20 protein-coding genes and 1 tRNA gene are annotated in these 20,818 nt (G+C 61.5%); 11 read left to right on the top strand and 10 right to left on the bottom strand.

The window, feature by feature from the left end:
- Positions 1–31: 31 nt before the first annotated feature.
- Positions 32–115: transfer RNA gene (locus FHS06_RS02555), tRNA-Leu, on the top strand.
- Between the two features lie 170 nt (positions 116–285).
- On the opposite strand, the gene FHS06_RS02550 is transcribed toward FHS06_RS02555, so the two are convergent.
- Positions 286–969 (bottom strand): GntR family transcriptional regulator, encoded by a 684-nt coding sequence (locus tag FHS06_RS02550; RefSeq protein WP_167045077.1) that lies wholly within the window; start codon positions 967–969, stop codon positions 286–288.
- A gap of 274 nt (positions 970–1,243) precedes the next feature.
- On the opposite strand from FHS06_RS02550, the gene FHS06_RS02545 reads away from it, so the two are divergent.
- Positions 1,244–1,450, top strand: coding sequence for a cold-shock protein (locus tag FHS06_RS02545; RefSeq protein ID WP_165140603.1), 207 nt, complete (start codon positions 1,244–1,246; stop codon positions 1,448–1,450).
- Positions 1,451–1,510: 60 nt separating this feature from the next.
- Here FHS06_RS02545 and FHS06_RS02540 read toward each other — a convergent pair whose 3' ends face one another.
- From FHS06_RS02540 to nucS, 3 genes are read right to left on the bottom strand one after another with little or no spacing between them, the layout of a single operon-like run.
- Positions 1,511–3,592, bottom strand: coding sequence for a bifunctional lysylphosphatidylglycerol flippase/synthetase MprF (locus tag FHS06_RS02540; RefSeq protein WP_243845239.1), 2,082 nt, complete (start codon positions 3,590–3,592; stop codon positions 1,511–1,513).
- Positions 3,593–3,614: 22 nt separating this feature from the next.
- Positions 3,615–4,301, bottom strand: coding sequence for an HAD hydrolase-like protein (locus FHS06_RS02535; protein ID WP_167045074.1), 687 nt, complete (start codon positions 4,299–4,301; stop codon positions 3,615–3,617).
- 21 nt (positions 4,302–4,322) lie between these two features.
- On the bottom strand, positions 4,323–5,015 hold the full coding sequence (gene nucS / locus FHS06_RS02530; RefSeq protein WP_167045071.1) for an endonuclease NucS: 693 nt from the start codon (positions 5,013–5,015) through the stop codon (positions 4,323–4,325).
- A 94-nt stretch (positions 5,016–5,109) separates the two neighbouring features.
- Here nucS and FHS06_RS02525 point away from each other — a divergent pair, with 94 nt between their 5' ends.
- Complete coding sequence (locus FHS06_RS02525) at positions 5,110–6,195, top strand: ATP-binding protein (protein WP_310734875.1); 1,086 nt, start codon at positions 5,110–5,112, stop codon at positions 6,193–6,195.
- Between the two features lie 21 nt (positions 6,196–6,216).
- On the opposite strand, the gene FHS06_RS02520 is transcribed toward FHS06_RS02525, so the two are convergent.
- Complete coding sequence (locus FHS06_RS02520) at positions 6,217–7,464, bottom strand: MFS transporter (RefSeq protein ID WP_167045065.1); 1,248 nt, start codon at positions 7,462–7,464, stop codon at positions 6,217–6,219.
- Between the two features lie 70 nt (positions 7,465–7,534).
- On the opposite strand from FHS06_RS02520, the gene FHS06_RS02515 reads away from it, so the two are divergent.
- The 7 genes from FHS06_RS02515 to mnhG all read left to right on the top strand — a co-directional run bounded on the left by FHS06_RS02515 (position 7,535) and on the right by mnhG (position 14,902).
- On the top strand, positions 7,535–8,602 hold the full coding sequence (locus tag FHS06_RS02515) for a LacI family DNA-binding transcriptional regulator (protein WP_167045062.1): 1,068 nt from the start codon (positions 7,535–7,537) through the stop codon (positions 8,600–8,602).
- An 83-nt stretch (positions 8,603–8,685) separates the two neighbouring features.
- Positions 8,686–11,619 (top strand): Na+/H+ antiporter subunit A, encoded by a 2,934-nt coding sequence (locus FHS06_RS02510; RefSeq protein ID WP_167045059.1) that lies wholly within the window; start codon positions 8,686–8,688, stop codon positions 11,617–11,619.
- Complete coding sequence (locus FHS06_RS02505; RefSeq protein WP_167045055.1) at positions 11,616–12,146, top strand: Na(+)/H(+) antiporter subunit C; 531 nt, start codon at positions 11,616–11,618, stop codon at positions 12,144–12,146. The genes FHS06_RS02510 and FHS06_RS02505 overlap by 4 nt, the downstream gene beginning before the upstream one ends.
- Complete coding sequence (locus FHS06_RS02500; RefSeq protein ID WP_167047801.1) at positions 12,146–13,708, top strand: Na+/H+ antiporter subunit D; 1,563 nt, start codon at positions 12,146–12,148, stop codon at positions 13,706–13,708. Before FHS06_RS02505 ends, FHS06_RS02500 begins: the two co-directional genes overlap by 1 nt.
- Positions 13,708–14,277: a Na+/H+ antiporter subunit E gene (locus tag FHS06_RS02495; protein WP_375138710.1), complete on the top strand. Its 570-nt coding sequence runs from the start codon at positions 13,708–13,710 to the stop codon at positions 14,275–14,277. The genes FHS06_RS02500 and FHS06_RS02495 overlap by 1 nt, the downstream gene beginning before the upstream one ends.
- Positions 14,274–14,537 carry an MrpF/PhaF family protein gene (locus FHS06_RS02490; protein WP_167045049.1) on the top strand — a complete coding sequence of 88 codons (264 nt, stop codon included), beginning with the start codon at positions 14,274–14,276 and terminating at the stop codon, positions 14,535–14,537. The genes FHS06_RS02495 and FHS06_RS02490 overlap by 4 nt, the downstream gene beginning before the upstream one ends.
- Positions 14,537–14,902 (top strand): monovalent cation/H(+) antiporter subunit G, encoded by a 366-nt coding sequence (mnhG, locus tag FHS06_RS02485; RefSeq protein WP_167045046.1) that lies wholly within the window; start codon positions 14,537–14,539, stop codon positions 14,900–14,902. Before FHS06_RS02490 ends, mnhG begins: the two co-directional genes overlap by 1 nt.
- A gap of 16 nt (positions 14,903–14,918) precedes the next feature.
- Here mnhG and FHS06_RS02480 read toward each other — a convergent pair whose 3' ends face one another.
- Positions 14,919–16,370: a phytoene desaturase family protein gene (locus FHS06_RS02480; protein WP_167045043.1), complete on the bottom strand. Its 1,452-nt coding sequence runs from the start codon at positions 16,368–16,370 to the stop codon at positions 14,919–14,921.
- The gene (locus FHS06_RS02475; RefSeq protein WP_182486531.1) at positions 16,354–16,743 is read right to left on the bottom strand and encodes a winged helix-turn-helix transcriptional regulator; all 390 of its coding nucleotides are present in this window, start codon (positions 16,741–16,743) and stop codon (positions 16,354–16,356) included. Before FHS06_RS02475 ends, FHS06_RS02480 begins: the two co-directional genes overlap by 17 nt.
- A 99-nt stretch (positions 16,744–16,842) precedes the next feature.
- Between FHS06_RS02475 and FHS06_RS02470 the strand changes: the two genes are divergently transcribed.
- On the top strand, positions 16,843–17,691 hold the full coding sequence (locus FHS06_RS02470; RefSeq protein WP_167045040.1) for an SDR family oxidoreductase: 849 nt from the start codon (positions 16,843–16,845) through the stop codon (positions 17,689–17,691).
- Between the two features lie 29 nt (positions 17,692–17,720).
- On the opposite strand, the gene FHS06_RS02465 is transcribed toward FHS06_RS02470, so the two are convergent.
- The 3 genes from FHS06_RS02465 to FHS06_RS02455 are packed head-to-tail and all read right to left on the bottom strand — an operon-like array spanning position 17,721 to position 20,775.
- The gene (locus FHS06_RS02465) at positions 17,721–19,532 is read right to left on the bottom strand and encodes a YhgE/Pip domain-containing protein (RefSeq protein WP_167045037.1); all 1,812 of its coding nucleotides are present in this window, start codon (positions 19,530–19,532) and stop codon (positions 17,721–17,723) included.
- Positions 19,529–20,140 (bottom strand): hypothetical protein, encoded by a 612-nt coding sequence (locus tag FHS06_RS02460; RefSeq protein ID WP_167045034.1) that lies wholly within the window; start codon positions 20,138–20,140, stop codon positions 19,529–19,531. Before FHS06_RS02460 ends, FHS06_RS02465 begins: the two co-directional genes overlap by 4 nt.
- Positions 20,140–20,775: a TetR/AcrR family transcriptional regulator gene (locus FHS06_RS02455; protein ID WP_167045031.1), complete on the bottom strand. Its 636-nt coding sequence runs from the start codon at positions 20,773–20,775 to the stop codon at positions 20,140–20,142. The genes FHS06_RS02460 and FHS06_RS02455 overlap by 1 nt, the downstream gene beginning before the upstream one ends.
- Between the last annotated feature and the right edge of the window lie 43 nt (positions 20,776–20,818).

Genomic DNA, 20,818 nt, shown 5'->3' with positions numbered 1-20,818 from the left:
GTGTACGGCGCGCCTCGCGGTGCGCTGCTTCGCGCGAGTGGCGGAATAGGTAGACGCGCTGGCTTCAGGTGCCAGTGCCCGCAAGGGCGTGGGGGTTCAAGTCCCCCCTCGCGCACAGCAAAGATTGAGACCCCCAGCCGGAAGTTTTTGGCTTCCGGCTGGGGGTATTTTTTGCTCTCGGTCATTCCAAAAGCAGTTTTCGTCATGCGCCGGAGCGCGGCCGCGCCAGCATCCATTTCTCCTACTCAAAGATGCAGTTCACCCCGCGTGGCTTGCCGTTCGGCCTCAAAGCGAATCAGACTCGGTCGTCCGTCTGTCGGTTGAACCCGCATCGAGGGTGTTCGCGAAGAGCGCACGCTCGGCAGCCGGGGCATCACGGCGCGCGATTGCATCGCGGAGGGCCCGGTAGTTATTGGTCCGCACTTCGACGTCGGGATCAGGATGCTGCCACCCGCGAAGGTTCCGCTGAAAGGCGATGCCGGCCTCTCGCATGACTTGGATAAAGACCTCGTTGCCGGTCGCTCTGATCATTTGCTGGTACATCATGACTGTCGTGCCCAGCATGGCGTCGGAGCTGTCGGCCTCCGACGCCGCAATAAGAGCGTCGGATGCTGCGATTATCAACTCAAGCTGTTCGGTAGAACACCGCGGTAGGCCCAGAGTGAGGGCATCCCTGACGAGATGCACGATGAATTCCTGCGTATCGTGGAGCGCCGTCGGGCTCGGTGTCGTGACGCGGGTCCATCTATTCGCAGCGATTTCGACAAGACCAAATCTCTCCAATCGCTGCAGCGCTTCGCGCACCGGAGTGCGCGACACACGCAACTGATCGGCGAGATCCACGTCACGAAGGCGTTGACCCGGCATTAGCCGGCCATCAAGAATTGCCTGTCCGAGCACAGCGAAAACTTCGTCTCCGAGGACGACACCTCGGGGATCGAGCGGGGAAAAGCTTGCTGAATCGGTCATTGGCGCGGCAATTCTACGCGCGCCTGGTTTCGAGGGCACTGCCTATTTCGTATGGAAATCAGTAGAGTGTCGCTGTCGCGTTTTGCGTGACATATCCGGGGGGATCCGTCGATGCCCGGGCCTTTGAGCAGGGCTCGGCCCGGGCATCGAATGGGAAATATTCGTGCAACATTTGTGTCACCTTCTCAAAGGGCGTAGACCATACCCCACTTTGACCGCTAACGTGGGGCTAGCCGGCGCAGAGCGCGCGGGTGATGTATAGAACGGCAATTCAATGAGCACGACAGGCACCGTAAAGTGGTTCAACGCGGACAAGGGGTTCGGTTTCATCGCGCCCGACGACGGGGGAGCGGACCTTTTCGCGCACTACTCGGCGATCCAGTCCGGCGGCTTCCGCTCGCTTGAAGAGAACCAGCGGGTCGAGTTCGAGGTTGCTGAAGGCCCCAAGGGTCTTCAGGCAGCTGAGATCCGCCCGATCTAATCGAGCGATGACGTCCTGGGTGGCGGGATGGATTTCCCGCCACCCAGGACTTTCTTTCGCCTAAGAACTTCCGCCGCGCAGCAGCTCTACGCCTGCGCCGGCGAATTGCCGCAGCGTCGCTGTGGGCAAGAAGGCACGGGTTAGACCCATGCCAATGCGAGACAGGTCGCTTTCGTCGCGAAACAGCAGGTACATGGTTTCGTATCGCGGGTGGAACTTCTCTTTGAACTTATGGAGTGACTTGAACCCGTAGACCGGTTCAAGCGTCTCGGCCAAGCGGCTGCTCAACTCCGATATGACGCCAGCGTCCTCGGGATAATCATGTGCAAGTGGCGCACCCGACAGTGAGATCACCTCTGCTCCTTCTTGAGAAAAGTACGCGGCCGACGATCCGATGAGGAACTCCATGACGGGGGAGAATCCGCCGTCACGACGGCGCATGAGATCTAAAGTCCATCCGCGTACCTTGCCGTCGGGGCCATAAACCGGAAGCCACGACAAGAATCCGTCAATATCTCCCTGCGGCGAGATCGCAAGAGCGAGGCGGACCTCCGGATCTTCGGCTTCGACAAGAGTCCCCAGTGTGAACCCCATTTCTGGCAACCCCTTGTCACCAACCCACATCTCCGAAATTGCGCGAAGTTGTTGGCGGACACCCCATGACTCGTCAGCAAGGCGCGTCATGCGGAACGCAACCTCTTCGCGTTGTGCGCGATTTATTGATGTTCGGACTGCTGCCCACCGCTTACCCGTGAACTCGAGGCCGGCGAGATCAACGATCGTGTCATCCGCGACGATGAGGCTTCGCCAGTTTTTAGGCACGGCGGCACGGGTGGCTTCGCTCGAGCTGAAGAAGCATGGCACGAGACCTGCGCGTTCGGCTGCGGCAACGAATTCCGTGATTGATTGCGCTCGACCACTTTCCGGGCCGAGCGGGTCGCCGAGAACGACTGCGACACCGGCGCGACGCTGATAAACCACGATCCCGGTCGATGTGCGTGCGTAGGAGTTTCCATCCCACGTTGTCATCCACGACAGTGTGCCGCCACCGGATTCGTGAAGCGCTGCGACGACATCAGACTTCGTGGGAACCGGCGCGACGCCGACTGACGCGCTGCGACGCGCACGGAATGCTCCCCGAACCCAGAAGAGATAGCCGAGCATCAGCATCCAGAGCACTCCGGTGGCAAGGCTCAGCGACGGCGGCGAGGAGAGGAGGTTGGTTACTGTGCCCATCCCGAGCGCGGCAATGAGAGCTACTACGACGATGAACGTCGCGACATTGATGCTGGCTAGCACGATGGAAACAACCCACGCCCAACGCCTGCCGCGGCGAAGCCCGTTCGCGATGAAGATCACTATGAAAACGTCGATCGCGACATCGACGATGGAGCCACGTTCTGGCCTCGTGGCGCCGAAGGGGCCGCTCGTCGGCACGAGGAGAACAATAATCTCCATGATCACGAGCGTCGTGAGACCAACAAAAGCGAGTAGGCGCTGTTCTCGCACCGTGGTTTTCTGAACGCGAAGAGTGCGGTCAACACAAAGGACAAGCACGACGGCGAGGAGGTGCTCGATGTCATCGAGATTTCCCCAGAACAACATCGTGACGAAGACAAAGGCGAGAAGAACGATCCACGCCCGTACGCGCCACGGTGACACGAACAGACCAACCGCGGCAGCGATGCAGGCCATGGTGCCACCTGATGGGCCGACGTCTCGAAGAGTCGCAACCGTCTGTGCCCACTCCCACGGTGTGAATGCGAGCACCCACAGAAGCAGTGCGGATCCGAGAACTGCAAAGAGCTGCCCAATAGTGAAGTAGCCGAGCGCGACGCGAGATCCGCGACGGTATTCGAGATATCCCATTCCGAAGAAGGCGAGTACGCCAGGAATGTAGAGCAGGGGGTGAGCGATAAGGAAGGTTCCCGTCAGTGGCGTCCACCACCTTCCCGCTTCGAGCGCGGGCAGGCCGTAGGCGACAGCATCCCATGCGGAATTGTTCGCAAACGGCTGCCACAGCGCTGACGTTGCCACACCGACAACAATCAGTATGAGAACAAGCGTGATCGTTGCCGGAACCCTTCGGACTACTGCAAGGAGGCGGCTGCGTGGGCCTGCCATGGCGGAGGTCTGCGACATGGTGCTCACACTAGCGGGGTCGTCAGTCGAGGGTGGTGTCTCCGACGAGGAGTAGATCGCGCAACTGGTCGACATTGTCGACCGCAGCCTGCGCACCCTCGGACTCGTGCGGCCAGCTGAATCCCCACCGCACGAAGATGACAGGCACCCCGTGCTCTGCACCACCTTCGACGTCGTGGTGCCTGTCGCCGATTAGCACGGGCCGGCTGGTGTCGACACCTGATGCACTGAGGCGCCGAAGTGCTTCGGCGATGATGTCCGACTTTGCACTGAGGGTGCGCTCGTCGCTGGTGGCTCCAGTGATCGAGGTGAGGTACTGGGCAAGATCAAAGTGATCCATGAGTGCCGCGACCTGCACTTCTGGTTTTGATGAAGCTGTCCCCTGGGGGATGCCGCTTGCGGCAAGTTCACTGATGAGCTCGGCGACGCCCGGATACAACTGCGCGTCTTTTGTGTATCCGTCGGCCTTGCCAAGTGTGCGGTAGAAAGTGACTGCTTCGTCGGCTTCTTCGGCACTCATCCCCACGTTGTCCTGAAATGAGTCGTGCATTGGAGGACCGATCCAATGCACGAGCTCTGCGCGCGTTGGTGCCGGCTTGCTGAAGTGCTCCATCGTTATCGTCAAACGTCGAAGAATTCCGACCGACGCATCGACGATTGTGCCGTCGACATCCCAGAGGACGCAAGAAAAAGGTGATCGATCGGGCATGGTCAATACGCTACCGGCACCTCAGAAGAGGCGGGGCACTCCTGATTCGATGCCCTTCATGTCTTCGTAGTCGAGAGTGACGCACCGGATGCCGCGGTCAGCCGCGAGGACGCGTGCCTGCGGCTTGATCTCTTGGGCCGCGAAAACCCCGGTCACCGGCGCGAGGTGTGAGTCTCGTCCCAGCAGTTCAAGATATCGAGTGAGTTGCTCCACGCCATCGATATCGCCGCGCCGTTTCACCTCGACGGCAATTGTGCCGCCGGCCGGATCGCGCAGCAGCAGATCCACTGGGCCGATCGCGGTGGGAAACTCGCGTCGCACGAGCGTGAGGTTCTCACCAATCACATCGACCTGCTCAGCCAGCAGGCGCTGAAGGTCTGCTTCGACACCGTCTTTGATCAGGCCCGGATCCACGCCGAGCTCATGAGTCGAATCGTGGATGACCTCGAAAATGCGCACGACAAGTGAGTCGCCGGTCTTCGTGTGACTGACACGCCACTGCTGGATGACGCCTGCGTCGACGGCATCCTGCTCCGGTTCTTCGACCGTCAACGTGCAGGGCGGGCTCATCCAGTTGAGGGGTGCGTGTTGTACGTCTCTATGGAACGCCACCGTCCCGTCGGCTTTGATCATGATGAGACGGGTGGCGAGTGGAAGATGGGTGTTGAGTCGGCCGGAGTAGTCGACGGAACAACGAGCTATGACGAGGCGCACATACCTATTGTCCCAAGTCGGCGAGGCAAGAGTGCTCCACAAGCGTTTCACCTCGCGGCTCGTGGCGGAAGTTGTTTCGTGGCAACCTATTGATGTGAGCACACATCCCTTGCAGATCGGCACGCAACTCGGGTCCGATGCCCACCTTGCCGCACACCTGTTGGCGCGGAAGTTCAACCGGCACACGTTCTGGTGCGGGCAGAGTGGCTCCGGCAAGACATACGCGCTGGGCGTCGCGCTGGAGCAGGTACTTATCCACACACGACTCCCGATCGTGATCCTCGACCCGAATTCCGACTTCGTGCGGCTCGGAGAGGTACGCGACGACGCCCCGGAGGCTTCGCGCGCCGCGCTGTCTGATCGCGACATCCGTGTGTTCTTGTCCGGCGGTGATGAGCCCGGCTTGCACGCACGCTTCCTCGATCTTCCGGTGCGTTCGCGTGCAGCAGTGCTGCGACTCGACCCCCTAGTCGATGTCGAAGAGTTCAACGCGCTGTTGCAGTTCGAAGCGGACGTGCCGAATCTGAAGGGATCGGTCGTCGACGCGCTGCGTGAATCGGGCAACCCCGCGCGACTGCGCCTCGCCATGCGGCTGGAGAACCTTGGCATCACCGACTGGGATCTGTGGTCGTGGGGTGGACGTTCCATCAACGACGAGATCGACGACAGACCGGACGCGATCGTCGCGGATCTCGGAGGATTCCCGACGCAGCCCGAGAGTCGGGCGGCAGCACTCGCGATCCTCGACCACCTGTGGGAGCACCGCGCTGATCGCATCGGACGTCTGATCGTGATCGATGAAGCACACAATCTTTGTAGCCCTGACGCAACGACACCCGTCGAGCGCCGTCTCACCGAGCGCATCGTCCAGATTGCTGCGGAGGGTCGCAAGTACGGGCTGTGGTTGCTGTTGTCGACCCAGCGCCCTGCGAAGGTGCACCCGAACGCTCTGTCGCAGTGCGACAACCTCGCGCTCATGCGCATGAGTTCGGCCCGCGACTTGGCCGAGCTCGGCGAAGTGTTTAGCTTCGCCCCCGACGAGCTGCTGCGCCGCTCCCCGACGTTCGCGCAGGGTCAGGCCCTGTTCGCTGGTGGGTTCGTGGACACGCCCCGACTCGTGCAGATGGGTCAACGGCTTACCCACGAGGGCGGCAGCGACGTAGCGGTTCCGCTGCGTTGAGGGGAGGGCGCGCGTCTACCGCTACGGTTTTGCTTGCCTCGTGGAGTGAGCAGCGCCCACCTTTGATCCTGCGACGGGTTTCGCTGCGCCCGAAAACAGCCCGGACAGGACGATCAGAACAACGATGATCCACAGCGTTGGAAGCAATCCGATTTCGTGCGCGACCCAGCCAAGTGCAGGAGGCCCGGCAAGAAAAGCGACGTAGCCGATGGTCGCGACAGCGCTCACAGAAGCCGCAGCCTTCGTCGGATCATCGGCGGCAGCCGACATACCGAGGGGGAAGCCGAGAGATGCTCCAGCGCCCCATAATGCGACACCGACGAGCGCAACCGGGATCGTCGGGGCGAGGATGAAGACAACAAGGCCGGTGCCTGCAGTCAGAGACAAGATTTTGAGCGTCCACACGCGACCGAGAGCGTCGACAAGTGGCCCGCCGCACACACGCACGACTGTCATGCTGATCGAAAAGACCGTGAGTGCGAGCGCGCCCATCGACTGAGATCCGTCGTGACCGTCAACGACTGCGAGCGAGAGCCAATCGTTCGCTCCGCCTTCAGCGAAGGACATCCCGAGCACGATGATGCCGATTGACCAGATCCGCGGGTCTCGCCATGCCGAGAGAGCACGGACAAAGCGTTCGGTCCAGCGTCCGTTCTCGTCCCCGGTCGCGGGGTCACCCACGATTTCACGCTGCGGAACGTTCGCTACGGCGGCGATCGCGACCACAACAATCGCCGCAGCGATGGCGAACGCATTCGGCGCAATGTCTACGCGCCACAGCGCCATTAAGGCGCCAGTGCCGGCTCCGATGACAGTGCCAAAACTAAAGAACGCGTGGAAAAGCGGCATCAACGTCTTCGTTGTGGTTTGTTCGATCGCGGCGCCCTCGATGTTCATCATCACGTCGACGGAACCCATGCCGAGACCGAGCAGCGCAAGACCGACAGCAACGATCGCGAACATCGGAATGAGCTGACCGCCCACACCGACGAGCGTGAGCCCTGTTGCGAAACTCACGAGGGAGATCAGCATTCCGCGTCGCGCACCGAATCGCGCCATGAGGACCGAAGCGAGGGAGAGCCCGACAATCGAGAACGCACCCGAAAAGACGAGCAGAAGGCCGATCTGAAAATCGTTGATGCCGAGGTTGACCTTAATTGCGGGCACGCGTGCCGCCCACGTGGCGAATCCGAGACCCGCGGTGAAAAAGACGGCAAAGATAGCGGCGCGCCAACGGAGGAGTCGCGAGCGGCTGAGCTGGGTGTCCACGGCTGAAGTTTACCGAATCGATTCGATCCCTGCGATAGGTGACATCGCCAGAGAAGGCTACGATCGCTCCATGAACGCGCGACGGGCGACTATCGCCGACGTTGCCCGCGAGGCGGGGGTGTCGGCATCTACGGCATCCGTTGTCTTCAGCGGAAAAACCCCTGTCACAGATGCAACGCGTCAGCGAGTGCTCGACGCGGCAGTGAGGCTTCGCTACACCGGCCCAGATCCACGAGCTGCATCGCTCAGACGGGGTCGATCGGGCATCGTCGGTGTCGTTTTTCAAGGCCACCTGGGTGGCGCCTTTCTGGACCCCGTAACCCGAGCGATGATGGATGGACTCGCGGATGCGGTGGCCCCACAGGGCGCTGGCTTGCTGCTCTTGCGTGATGACGTTGAAGGCGAGAGTGGCTCAGGAGAGAGTGGCGCAACGTTGACCACAGCACCGATCGATGCGGCCGTATTGATCGGATGCAACGCCCGGATGCGAGCCTCCTTGGAGATCGTCCTCTCGCGACGAATCCCAGTTGTTGTGATTGAAGGCGACGCAGGGTCGGACGTGCCCGCCGTCCTGCTTGATAATTCCTTTGCTCAAAGCGTCGTGGCCGAGCACCTCAAGAAACTTGGACACACCCGCGTCGCACTCGTCACGCTGCCCACGGATGTCTCCGGTGAGCGTGGGTGGATCAATGAACAGCGGGAAGCGACGATCACCGTCGACGTGATGCGCGATCGGCTTCAGGGTGCGCGCCAGGTGTTCCCTGACGCGCCCGCAATGTCTGCGAGAAATAGTTCGATCGACGAGGGCGTCATCGCGGGAAGAGAGATCTTCGCCGGTTCCGATCGGCCCACAGCGGTTGTCGCGCAAAGCGACCTGCTCGCCGCGGGAGTCATTCGAGCTGCGGAGGAGGCGGGTTTACGCGTTCCGGAGGATGTCAGCGTGACGGGTTTCGACGGGGTCGATGTTGATGGCCTTGCCCCGTATCTGCTCACAACGATGTCGCAGCCCGCGACCGAAAAGGGTCGTGCTGCTGGACGTGCTGTGACTGCCATGTTGGAGGGGGATAATGCCGCGACGATTGAGTTCACATGCGTATTCCGCGAGGGGAACACGACGGCCCTCCCGCCGGATTCTTGAAATTGGCCCGTAGAATAGTCTTCGCACCCCGATCGCCCGAGACGCATAATCTGCGCCAATACTGACGACTCCGAGGAGGACTCTTGCTTCTCCTCCTTAGCGCGTTCGCGATACTTCCGCTCCTCGTGCCCGCCGTTGTCGCCCGCATCGGGGCTCGGGCGTTCTATGTGACCGCTCTTCTGCCGCTCATCGCCTTTGGGGCTGCGGTGGCGCACGCTCCGCAGGTGCTGAGCGGCAGTATTCCGCACGAGTCATACTCCTGGATCCCGAGTTTGGGCATCGAGCTGTCGATGCGTATGGACGTGCTCAGCTGGGTCATGACGCTCATCGTCACGGGTGTCGGGGCTCTCGTCATGCTCTACTGCCGCTGGTATTTCCGCGGAAAGACGCAGGGCGTTGGGCAGTTCGCCGCGGTTCTGCTCGCCTTTGCGGGAGCGATGTACGGGCTCGTTTTGACGGATGACATCGTCATGCTCGTGATGTTCTGGGAAATCACCAGCGTGTTGTCGTACCTGCTCATCGGCTTCTACAACATGCGAGGCGCCAGCCGACGCGCGGCGCTGCAGGCGCTTTTGGTCACAACGCTCGGCGGTTTGGTCATGCTGATCGGCGTTGTGCTGTTCGTCGTCGAAGCAGGCACCTCGAGTCTTTCGCAGATACTCACTGACATCCCAACCGGCCCCGTGATCGACGCCGCGCTTGTGCTGCTCCTGGTCGGAGCGCTGTCGAAGTCCGCGATATTCCCCTTCCATTTCTGGTTGCCGGGCGCGATGGCCGCCCCCACGCCGGTAAGCGCGTACCTGCATGCCGCCGCAATGGTCAAGGCTGGCATCTATCTCATCGCGCGCTTTGCCCCGATGTACGCCGATTCCGCTCCCTGGCGCCCGATCATCATCACGCTCGGTGTCTTTACGATGCTGCTTGGAGGTGTCCAGGCCCTCCGCGAGACTGACCTCAAGCGCCTGCTCGCGTTCGGTACCGTGAGCCAGCTCGGTTTCTTGACTGTTGTGCTCGGCTACGGAACCCGCGATACAGCACTCGCCGGCATCACACTGCTGATAGCTCACGCGCTCTTCAAATCAGCCCTTTTCCTCGTCGTCGGGATTATAGACCGGCAGCTCTCAACCCGAAATATCGACGACCTCAGTGGGCTCGGAAGACGCGCGCCTCTTCTTGCGACGTGCGCGATTGTGGCGATCTCATCGATGGCAGGTGTTATCCCAACGATCGGTTTCGTCGGAAAAGAGGCCGCACTCTCGGCCCTGCTCACTGAGGCTGAGGGTGGCTCGATCTGGGGTCTCGTTGCCCTGCTCGGGATCGTTGCGGGTTCGGTCTTGACGGCGGCGTACGGTATCCGCTTCGTCTGGGGAGCGTTCTGGACGAAGAAAGATGCCGATGGTCGCACCAAAACTCCGACCGAGTGGCCCGCGCCCCCGATCGGATTCTTGACCGCGCCCGTGGTCCTTGGAGCACTCACGATTGCTGGCGGTGTTGCCTCATCAGTGGTCGGCTCGGCGCTTGAAAAGTACGCCGACACCGCACCATTCGCATCTGACGGTGTGCCCGCGCCCGAGTACACCTATCACCTCGCTCTTTGGCATGGCCTTGAGCCCGCTCTCGGGATATCAATCGGAACTCTTTTGCTTGGGGCGGCCGTCTTCGTCTTTGCGCGAAAGTTCGGCTGGGAGCGTCGGCGCCGAGTGCTGCCGTTCACTGCGGGTGGGGTTTACAACGCGACACTCCGAGTCATCGCGCGTGTTGCCGTAGTGACCACGAGTTCGACACAGCGAGGATCGCTCCCCGTCTACGTCGGCACGATCTTCCTCGTCTTTGTCGTGGCGGAAGGCACCGCCCTGTTGGCAAATCCCGCGTGGCAGACGGATCTGGCGCTCTGGCAGTCGCCGGCACAAATTGTCGTGGCACCGATCATGATCATTGCCGGAATCATCGCCGTCAGGGCGCGGAAGCGCTACACCGGCGTCGTTCTCGTCTCCGTGACAGGTCTCGGAATGGTTGTGTTGTTTGCAACGAGTGGCGCGCCGGACCTCGCGCTCACTCAAGTGCTCATCGAGACCGTCACGCTTGTCGCGTTTGCACTGGTGTTGCGTCGAATCCCCGCACGCTTGGGCGACCACAACGCCTCGGTATGGCCGTTCGCTCGGGCAGTGCTCGCCGGTGCCGTCGGGGTCACGATGGCATTCGTGGCAATTGTTGCGACGGCCGCGCGGGAAGCCGCACCGATCTCGGTAAGTTTCCCGGAACTCGCCTATGAGCTTGGCCACGGGCGAAATGTCGTCAACGTGGCGCTCGTCGACATTCGTGGCTGGGACACCATGGGGGAGTTGTCGGTGCTGATCCTCGCCGCCACCGGCGTAGCATCCCTCGTGTTCGTCACTCACCGCTCTGACACGCTGACGCAACTCACCCGACCGCTGCCGCGGGTGCGGGACGGAAGACCGCTTGTCGAAACGTCATCGGGATCGAAACCGCAAACGACGGGTCCGATTCAGCAGCCGCGAACATGGCTGCTGGGTGGCCAGCGGATGCGCCCCGAAAGTCGTTCCATTGTCTTAGAAGTGATCGTTCGCGTGCTGTTTCACACGATCATTCTGGTTTCTCTTTACCTGCTGTTCGCAGGCCATAACCTGCCCGGCGGCGGTTTCGCAGGCGGATTGGTTGCGGGAATGGCGCTCGTCATGAGGTACGTGGCAGGAGGAAGGTACGAACTCGGCGTAGCGGCACCCACAGACGCCGGACGTCTACTTGGAATCGGTATGAGCCTTGCTCTCGCGTGCGCAATTGTGCCGATGTTCTTCGGGAGCGACCCCCTGACGAGCATGGTGTTCGAGGCTGAGATTCCTCTTTTGGGCCACATCGAGTTCGTAAGTTCGACAATCTTCGACATCGGCGTTTATCTCGTGGTTATCGGGCTCGTGCTCGATGTGCTGCGAAGCCTCGGTGCAGAAGTCGATCGACAGACACAGCAGAGTCGGATGCGGGGTGTCACCACCGCATGACAGTCTCTCTTTCGCTGATCATCGTGATGGCGGTTCTCTTCGCGTGCGGCGTCTACGCGATGCTCGAGCGCAGTCTTACCCGCGTACTCATCGGGTTCCTTCTTCTCGGCAACGCTGCCAATCTCCTGCTCTTGATCGTGATCGGCGACCCGGGAATGGCACCGTTCTACGGGTCCGGAGATTCCGACACCTTCAGCGACCCGCTTCCTCAGGCGCTCATGCTCACAGCAATCGTGATCACGTTTGCGGTGTCTGCGTTCCTGCTCGCGCTGATCTATCGATCCTGGCAGCTCGGTCAAGCCGACACCGTCGAGGATGACGCGGAAGACCTCGCAGTGCGCGGACGCAGCGCCGAGACCGAAGAGACACTTGACGATGAAGCAGAAGAACAAGACAGCGACGCGGTCACAGACTTTGTTGGCGACGCCGCGTCTCCGTTGACCGTGCTCAACAGTGCCGATGTTCCGGGGCTTCGCGACGATGCTCCCACAGATAGCGGTTACGAGAGACCGGAGGGCGATCGATGATGAGCGCTCTTGTTCCCCTGCTCGTGACCCTGCCGCTCCTCGGGGCGGCGATGGCTCTCATCGCGGGACGGCACCGCCGGGCGCAGGTGACCATCTCGGTCATCACGCTGACCGTCACTTTTGTGATCTCTGGCATTCTGCTCGTGGCGGTGGATGCTGGCACCCCCATTGCCGTATCGGTCGGTGGATGGCCTGTTCCCTTCGGCATAGTGCTTTACGTCGACAGGCTTTCGGCGCTTCTCGTTCTCGTCTCGAGCGTGGTGCTGCTCGCGGTGCTCTTGTTCTCAGTGGGTCAAGGCGCCGCAGACGGTGACGACGAAACACCAGTCTCAATTTTTCACCCGTCGTATTTGATTCTTGCCGCAGGTATTTTCAACGCGTTCATCGCGGGTGACCTTTTCAACCTCTATGTCGGGTTCGAAATTCTGCTCGTGGCATCCTTTGTGTTGATAACTCTCGGGAGTACCGAGTCGCGCATTCGCACCGGCGCCGTGTACATCGTTGTTTCCCTTGTCTCGTCGATTCTTTTCCTCGCGGCGATCGCGATGATTTATGGGGCACTCGGCACCGTCAACATGGCGCAGATCTCAGAGCGCATGACGGAGTTGCCGCAGGATCTGCAGCTCGTGTTGCACTTGATGCTGTTGCTGGCTTTTGCGATCAAGGCCGCGGTCTTCCCACTTTCGTTCTGGCTCCCAGACTCTTACCCGACGGCTCCGGCACCCGTGACGGCGGTGTTCGCGGGCCTGCTGACAAAAGTCGGTGTTTACGCGCTGATCCGCACCGAAACCCAGCTGTTCTCTGACAACAGCGTCAATGACCTTCTTATGATCGTGGCGCTCGCGACCATGATTGTCGGAGTTCTCGGTGCGTTGGCCCAGGCTGAGCTGAAACGCATCCTGTCGTTCACGCTTGTGAGTCATATCGGCTACATGGTTTTCGGGCTTGCGATCGCGACACCGGCAGCGATTGGCGCCACGATTTACTACATGGTGCACCACATCATCGTGCAAACCACGCTGTTCTTGGCGGTCGGCCTGGTGGAGCGACGTGCCGGCAGCACCTCCATTTTGAAGGTCAAGGGTCTGATGCGCGCGGCCCCGATGATCGCCGTGTTGTATTTCATACCGGCGGTCAACCTCGGGGGTCTTCCGCCGTTCTCGGGCTTCATCGGAAAGTACGCGCTCTTTGACGCTGCGGCCGAGGTCGGCACACCACTCATGATGGTGCTCATCGTGGCTGGCATCGTGACGTCGCTGCTCACGCTTTACGCCCTGATGCGGGCGTGGAACCTTTCGTTCTGGCGCGAGAAGAGCGACGCTCCGGAAGAAGCTGAGATCGAAGCCCGCATCTCATATCTCGGTGACGCTCCCGAGGCGACGGTGCAGACCGCGCGACGTTCGATTCCGCGAATTATGACCGCGGCCACGACAGGAATGGTGGCGGTTACCGTCGCGCTGACGATCTTTGCTGGACCGCTCTACGAAGTGTGTGAGCGCATCGGCGCCGCGCTCTTGGAGCCGGTGCACATCGTTCAGGTCGATCAGGAGACGCGATCATGATGACGCCGCAGAAGCGATTGACGCGGGTTTGGCGCCAGATGCCATTCTTCGTATGGCTCGTGGCGTTGTGGATGCTGCTGTGGGGCCAGTTCACGCTTGTCGCTTTTCTCACCGGAGTTGCGGCGGCTATCTTCGTCACGCGAGTATTTCGGCTACCGCCGGTGGAGCTCTCAGGGCGCATAAACGGCTGGTACGGCCTTATTTTCTTGGTGACTTTCGCCATTGAAGTTGTGCGAGGTTCTGTCGTCGTAGCGCTGCAGGTCTTCGACTTTCGCCGGCAACCCGGGGCTGCGATTATCGCGGTGCCGCTCGTGATCGATGATGACCTCATCATGACCCACACGGCGGTCACCGCCTCGCTTGTTCCGGGTTCGCTTCTCGTCGATGTCGATCGCGATCAGCGAATCTTGTATGTGCACGTGGTCGGCGTCGACTCCGCAGCAGACGCTGATGCTCAGCGTCGCCATGTACAGCTCTGGGAGCGCCGCATTGTTCGCGCGGTCGGCTCTCGAAAACAGGTCGCACAGATCAGCGCGCACCAGAACGCCACCGCTGGAGGATCCGCATGAACGTGATGCTGCTGATCATCTGCATCGTTTTCGCAGTCGCCGCTCTCATCACTATGTGGCGAATTGTTCGTGGTCCATCGATTCTTGACCGAGCCGTCGCATCCGATGTTCTGCTTACCGAAGTGATGTGTGTGCTTGCCGCAGACATGGCGATTAATCATCACACTCGTACGCTGCCGGTACTTCTCATCATTGCCGCGGTCGGAGTCTTCGGGTCTATCTCGATTGCCCAGTTCGTCGCCAGGAAGGACAACAGATAGTGCCGACTCTTGATGCCTGGCTCGACGGAGTCTCGCTGGTTCTCATCCTGCTGGGTGCGCTGCTGTGTTTGAGCGCCGCTGTCGGCGTCGTGCGCTTTCGTGATGTTGCGTCGCGATTGCACGCGGCCACCAAGCCACAGGTGCTCGGCCTCGTGCTGGTGTGCCTTGCTGTGGCGGTCTCGCTGCGCTCGTGGCCCGTTGTTGCTTTCCTTTTGCCTGTGATCATGATGCAGCTGGCAACAGCACCCCTTTCAGCGCACATAGTGGGACGACAGGCCTACCGAAATGGCGCAATTCACAAGTCGGATCTCGTGGTTGATGAATTGGCGGATTCTGACATCGCGGACGAATCCGTAACCAAGTAGCTCCCCGAAGGCGCTCCTAGCGGGGCGACAGATCCGGCGATTCGAGCTGAGCATGCGTGCGCAGGGCGCTTTGTGCCGCATACCAGCCTGAAAGGCCGTGGACCCCGGGTCCGGGCGCGGTTGATGCGCCACAGAGGTAAACGCCGCGAATCGGCGTCCGCCACGGGTCGTGTGTGAGACGCGGCCTCGCAATCAACTGCGAAAGTGTGGGAGCACCCGCACCGATATCGCCACCAATGAGGTTGGGATTGCTTACCTCGATGTCGGTCGCGCTCATGCTTGAAGAGGCAAGGATGACGTCCCGAAAGCCTGGAGCAAAGCGCTCGATCGCGGCAATTATTGCGTTGCGGCGGTGAAGCGTGGAGCCGGCCGGAACGTGCGTATACGCCCACAGGGTCGCTGCCCCGCCCGGTGCGCGACCGGAATCGAGCACAGACGGTTGCGAGACGAGAACGTAGGGGGATGTCGGGTGTCCACCCCGCGCCACGGCATCCTCGGCGCGGGCAATCTGCGCGCGAGTGCCACCGAGATGCAGAGTGGGTGCTTGCCGCAGCACCGGATCAGTCCAGGGAACTGGTTCACGCAGCGCAAAGTCCACTTTGGCGACGCCGCTGCCGTATCGGAAGCGCTCGAGCGAGCGGCGGTAAGACGACGGCATCCTGTCACCCGCAAGACCAACGAACGCGCGCGGAGTGACATCGAGAATGGTGATCTCGGATGCCGGCAGATCACCGAGAGTCTGGACGTCAACACCGGTGATCACTTTGCCACCGTGTGCTTCGAGATCTGCAACGAGGGCGTTGATGATCGCCTGACTGCCACCAACGGGAACCGGCCAGCCGCCCGCATGAGCGTGAGTGGTGAGAGCGAGACCAGCAGCGGCACTCGCGAGAGAGGGCAGGGGCAAAACGGTGTGCGCGGCAGCTCCCGTAAGCAGCGCCCGCGCATCTTCTCCGCGAAAGCCTGCATTCCACAGTGGCGTGCCCTGGATCAGTGCACCCAGCCCAAACCTCGCTGCAACGACGGGTGCGTCGGGAATCTGTAACAGTGCGGACCCAGTGAACCGGGCAACGTCGTCGGCGTGAGCTACGAGAGGCGCGAGGAGCCGACGGTATGCGCGGCCATCGCGTCCGAGTTCTGACACTGTGCGCTCAAGGCTTCGATATGCGACGACGCTCCGCCCAGCAACGAGGGGGTGCGCAAACGAAATGTCGGGAACGCGAACGTCTACCCGCGAGGCGAGCCCGAATGCGCGGAAGAACGGCGAGGCGAGTGCGAGCGGATGAACTGCTGAAGCGAGATCATGTTCGAAGCCCGGCATGGTCAGTGGAAGAGTTCGCGCGGCTCCGCCGATCGTGTCGGCCTTTTCGTAGACCCGCACGGTGTAGCCGGCACGCGCGAGAGTGACAGCCGCGGCGAGTCCGTTCGGGCCCGAGCCGACGACATTCGCGTCAGTAGATGACGGCATCTGCATTCTCGACATCGCCGACGATGTCGTCGGCGTTCGCGGAGATCCAGTCGATGAGAGGAAGCATGCGTTCCATCAATTCGCGGCCGGTATCCGTGAGGCAGTACTCGACGTGCGGCGGAACGGTTGCCAGGGCGGTGCGCGAGATGATGCCATCAGCTGTCAGGGTTCGAAGAGTGGATGCGAGCATTTTCTCGCTGATGCCATCAACTTCGCGTCGGAGCTCGCTCCAGCGCCGCGTGCCGTTCGAAAGCGCGCAGAGAACCAAGACGCCCCATCGACTCATGACGTGGTCAAGAACGGTGCGCGTGGGGCACGCGAGAGAAAAAGATCCTGGCCGAGACGCTTGAATTTCCGCAAAACTGATGGACACGTGAGTACCTTACCAAAAGGTGGGTACCCCCAGATTGGAATGTTTGATGCCTCGCGGATGCTGCACTCTCTGTACCGATTTCCTCGGAAGGATTTTATTATGACCATTCTCGTGACTGGTGCCAGCGGACAGCTCGGGCACCTCGTTGTTGACAGCCTCCTTGCGCGCGGAGCTAATGCGGCTGAAATCGTGGCGGGAGCGCGAACCGTCGAGAAGGCGGATGATATCGCCGCTCAGGGTGTACGCGTCGTGGCCCTCGATTACACCGACAGCGCTTCTTTGGTCGCTGCGTTCGATGGCGTCGACAAGGTTGTGCTCGTGTCGAGTTCAGCTGTGGGTCAGCGCGTCGCCCAGCACCAGGCCGTCATTGACGCGGCTGTGGCTGCCGGGGTTTCGCTGTTCGTCTACACGAGCCTTTTGGGTGCACCCGACAGCCCATTGCCGCTTGCCCCCGAGCACGTCGAGACGGAAAAGGCGATCGCAGCATCCGGTCTTCCCGCCGTGATCCTCCGCAACAGCTGGTACACCGAGAACTACGCCGCTGACCTTGAGCGTGCGCGTGAAACCGGCACCCTTATCGCAAGCGCCGGTGACGGGCGTGTCTCAAGCGCCACTCGCGCCGAATATGCTGACGCGGCAGCGGCGGTCGTGCTTGGCGATGGACACGTCGGAGCGATCTACGAACTCGGCGGCGACGTCGCCTGGTCATACGCAGAGCTTGCGCAGGCCATGTCGGAGATCACGGGTCGTGAGGTTGTCTACAGCGCGATCTCGACAGCGGACCACGTCGCGGCTCTCGAAGCCGCTGGTCTTGACGAGGGCACTGCTGGTTTCGTGGCAGCGCTCGATGCCGGTATCGCCGCAGGCGCTCTTGTCGCACCAGACCACACCCTCTCCGAGCTCATCGGCCGTCCGACCGCTTCGCTCGTCGAAAGCCTTCGCGCGTAGCCAACACCTCACACGCATCCTGCGTTGACTCAGCCGATCAGACTCGGTTGCAGGTCACGCAGGGTGCGTTTGTGTGTCATGCGGGTGACCCCGATTGCTGAGAGAACGAGTGCGCCGACGAGCCATGCCGTGAGAACACTCACGTCCACCCATACTCGATCAACGTTGCCGTCGTACATCACCTGGCGCATGGCATCAACAACGTAACCCATCGGCAGCACATGATGGAGGGCAGCGAGTGGCGCCGGCAGAGTTTGCCAGGGGAACGTACCTCCCGCGGTCACCAACTGCAGCACCATCAGCACAAGACCGAGGAACTGTCCGACAGAGCCAAGCCAGACATTGAGGGCCATGATGATTGCCGCATAGGTCGCGGACGCAAACACCAAGAGTCCGAGGGTTGCCCACGGGTGCGTGAACTCGAAGCCGAGTGTGTACGACAGCACGGCAAAGAGCGCGACCATCTGCACCGCACCCAGAGCTGCCGGTGTCGCCCATCCCGCAAGCGTGACGCGCAGGGGAGAGTGCAATGCCGTCACAGCGCGGCGCGATGTCGGCTTGACGATGAGGAAGAGTGCGTAGATGCCGATCCACGCGGCGAGGGCCGCGAAGAACGGCGCGAGACCCGCTCCGTAGTTCTGCGCCGACGTCACAGAGCTGGTTTCAATGTCGACCGGGCTTGAGAGCGTGTCCGCTTGTGCGCTGCGGGTGGCTTCGTCGGTGTTTGGGAGTTCATCGGCTCCGCTTGCCAGGCTGTCACGCAGAGTCCCGGCGCCGTCGAGCATTTGAACAATCCCACTGTCGAGCGAGTTGATACCATCGCGAACGTGCGCCGCGCCATCGGCGGCGCTCGCCGCCCCGTCGGTGAGGCTGGCTGCTCCCGCCGCGACCTGGTGGGCGCCGTCGTTGAGCTGGCTTATCTGAGCGACAGCGTTCTGCACGCGGCCGTTCACCGTCACCACGTCGTCGCCCACGTCGTCGAGGTAGCCGAGAATCTGATCGATCTGACTCTGGTCGAGGTCGGTTTTGGCGAGCTCTGCGGCAATGTCGCTGCGTGCCTGCGGGAGGCTGTTCGTGACATCAGTGGATGCTGCAGCCACTTGCTGGGCCGTGTCGTTGAGGGTTGCGGTACCTGCCGCGACTTGGGTCGCACCGTCGGTGAGAGTGGCTGCGCCGTCGCGGAGCGACACAGTCCCATCGGCAAGTTGTGATGAGCCGGCACCCAGGGTGTCGGCGCCATCCTTCGCCGTCGAGAGGGCGTCGGCGAGCTGACCGGCACCCTCGGACGCATCGATCAGGTTGAGCCTGATCGTGTTGAGCGCGTCGAGAAGCGTGAGTCCTGACTCGTTGACGACCTTTTCGGCGACCGTCTTCTGGATCTTTTGGATCGCCTGGGACCCAATCGTGGAAGCGAGGTAGTTGTTCGCATCGTTGGTGCGGAGGTCTAGATCTGCCTGGCGGGGGCTGTCTGAGGTGATAGACGCAATCGCTTCGGTGAAGTCAGCCGGTATTTCGATTGAGAAGTCGTAGCTGCCATCATCAAGGCCTGATTCGGCTTCGGATGCCGGGACAACATGCCAATCGAACGTGTCGGAGTCGAGCAGCTCGTCTGCCACCTCGTCACCGAGGTTTCGTGAGGTGCCGTCGATTGTGGCACCGCTGTCGCTCACAACAAGAGCCACCGGTACCTCATCGAGACTGCCGTAGGGGTCCTGGTTTGCCCACAGGTAGAGGCCGCCATAGAGGATGGGGACACACACAAGCGCGATCAGGGCGATGATCGACATCCGTGTGGAGAACAACCGCCGGAATTCGGCGGTGATCATCTGGGGAACCTTCATGCGCCAACTTCTTTCTCGGCGGTGGCTTCGAGTGCCTCAGCTGCGGCCTGCCCTGCGATGACAAGGACGGCGAAGCCTCTTTCGGCGAACTCCTCGGCGATTTCCCACCAGGCACTAGGTCGCCCGCCGTGCCTATCGGGAGAGACGAGGACGAACCCCTCGACGCCGGTGCGCAGCACAGCGAGTTCGCAGAGGATCCGCACCCGCTCAGTGGGAGAGATGTTGCCAAAGGGCACGAAAGCGATGTCACCCATGTCGTGTGCGCGTAGCCAACGCACCGCGGAGATCGTCGAGGACCCGCGCCCCGCGAACATGAGTTCTTCAGAGACCACGCCCGCGGTGAGAACGTCAGGGTGCGGATCGCACACCTCTGGCGCATCGATCAGAGCAACGCGCCGACGAAGATCTCGAGTTCTCTCGGAACCATCGATCGTTACGTAGCCTGCGCTCGGGCGCATTCTCCCTGAGGCGATGAGCCCAAGGACCGTGGGACGCTGCTCTGTCTCGGCACACGCGAGCACAGCATGCCCGGTTGAATAGGCGACTGACGTTTCGGGGAGCGCCCGCATCCGTCGCCCTTTCGCCACCGACTCAAGTTCGATGAGCATCAGTTCGCCCCCACGAGGTCGGAGTACTCGTGCATAAGGTCGGCGGCTTCGCGCCACGAAAGCCCGGCGACCGAAAGCACTGTGCGGACCGCGAGTGAAAGCTGTGGCTCGGGCGCCGGATCGATCCGTGTCACCATCATGCGCGCAGTTTCTTCGAGCAGCCGAGCGAGTGTGGGGGCGGTTACGTCGGTGCGCAGGTGTCCGGCTGCTTGCCCGGTTGCCACTACCTGCAGCAGCTCGCTCCGCAGTGGAGCGAGGGCTGCTGCAGTGTCGTTGATGTGCGCATCATCGAGAGCGACCGCCGCGGACACCTGCACGTGCGATGCCTCTTTCCACAACCGCGAAGTGAGGCGGGCGAGCGTGACGCGGCTATCGGTTGCTTGCGACTGCGCCGAGATTTCGGTGGCGATTGCGTTGAAGCGCACGGCGCCAGCAGAAATCACTTCGCGCACTAGGGCTTCACGGTCATCGAAGTGCCCGTAGAGCGCACGCCGCGAGAGCCCAGCGTTTCGAGCGATTTCGTCAATTGACGCGTGCGGGTTTCGCGCGATTGTTTCGGTCGCGGCCGAGAGGATTCCGGTTCGGTTGTCGCGCGCATCGCGCCGAGCGCGCCGAGGTACCTGTTGTGTGCTCACCCGCACATATTACGCAAGTTGCACAGTAGTGTGCAACTTAATG

The organism is Microbacterium halimionae, assembly GCF_011761265.1.
In the GTDB taxonomy this organism is placed as follows: Bacteria; Actinomycetota; Actinomycetes; order Actinomycetales; family Microbacteriaceae; genus Microbacterium; species Microbacterium halimionae.
Note: the sequence above shows the minus strand (reverse complement) of the source record. Positions and strands in the feature narration are given on the sequence as shown.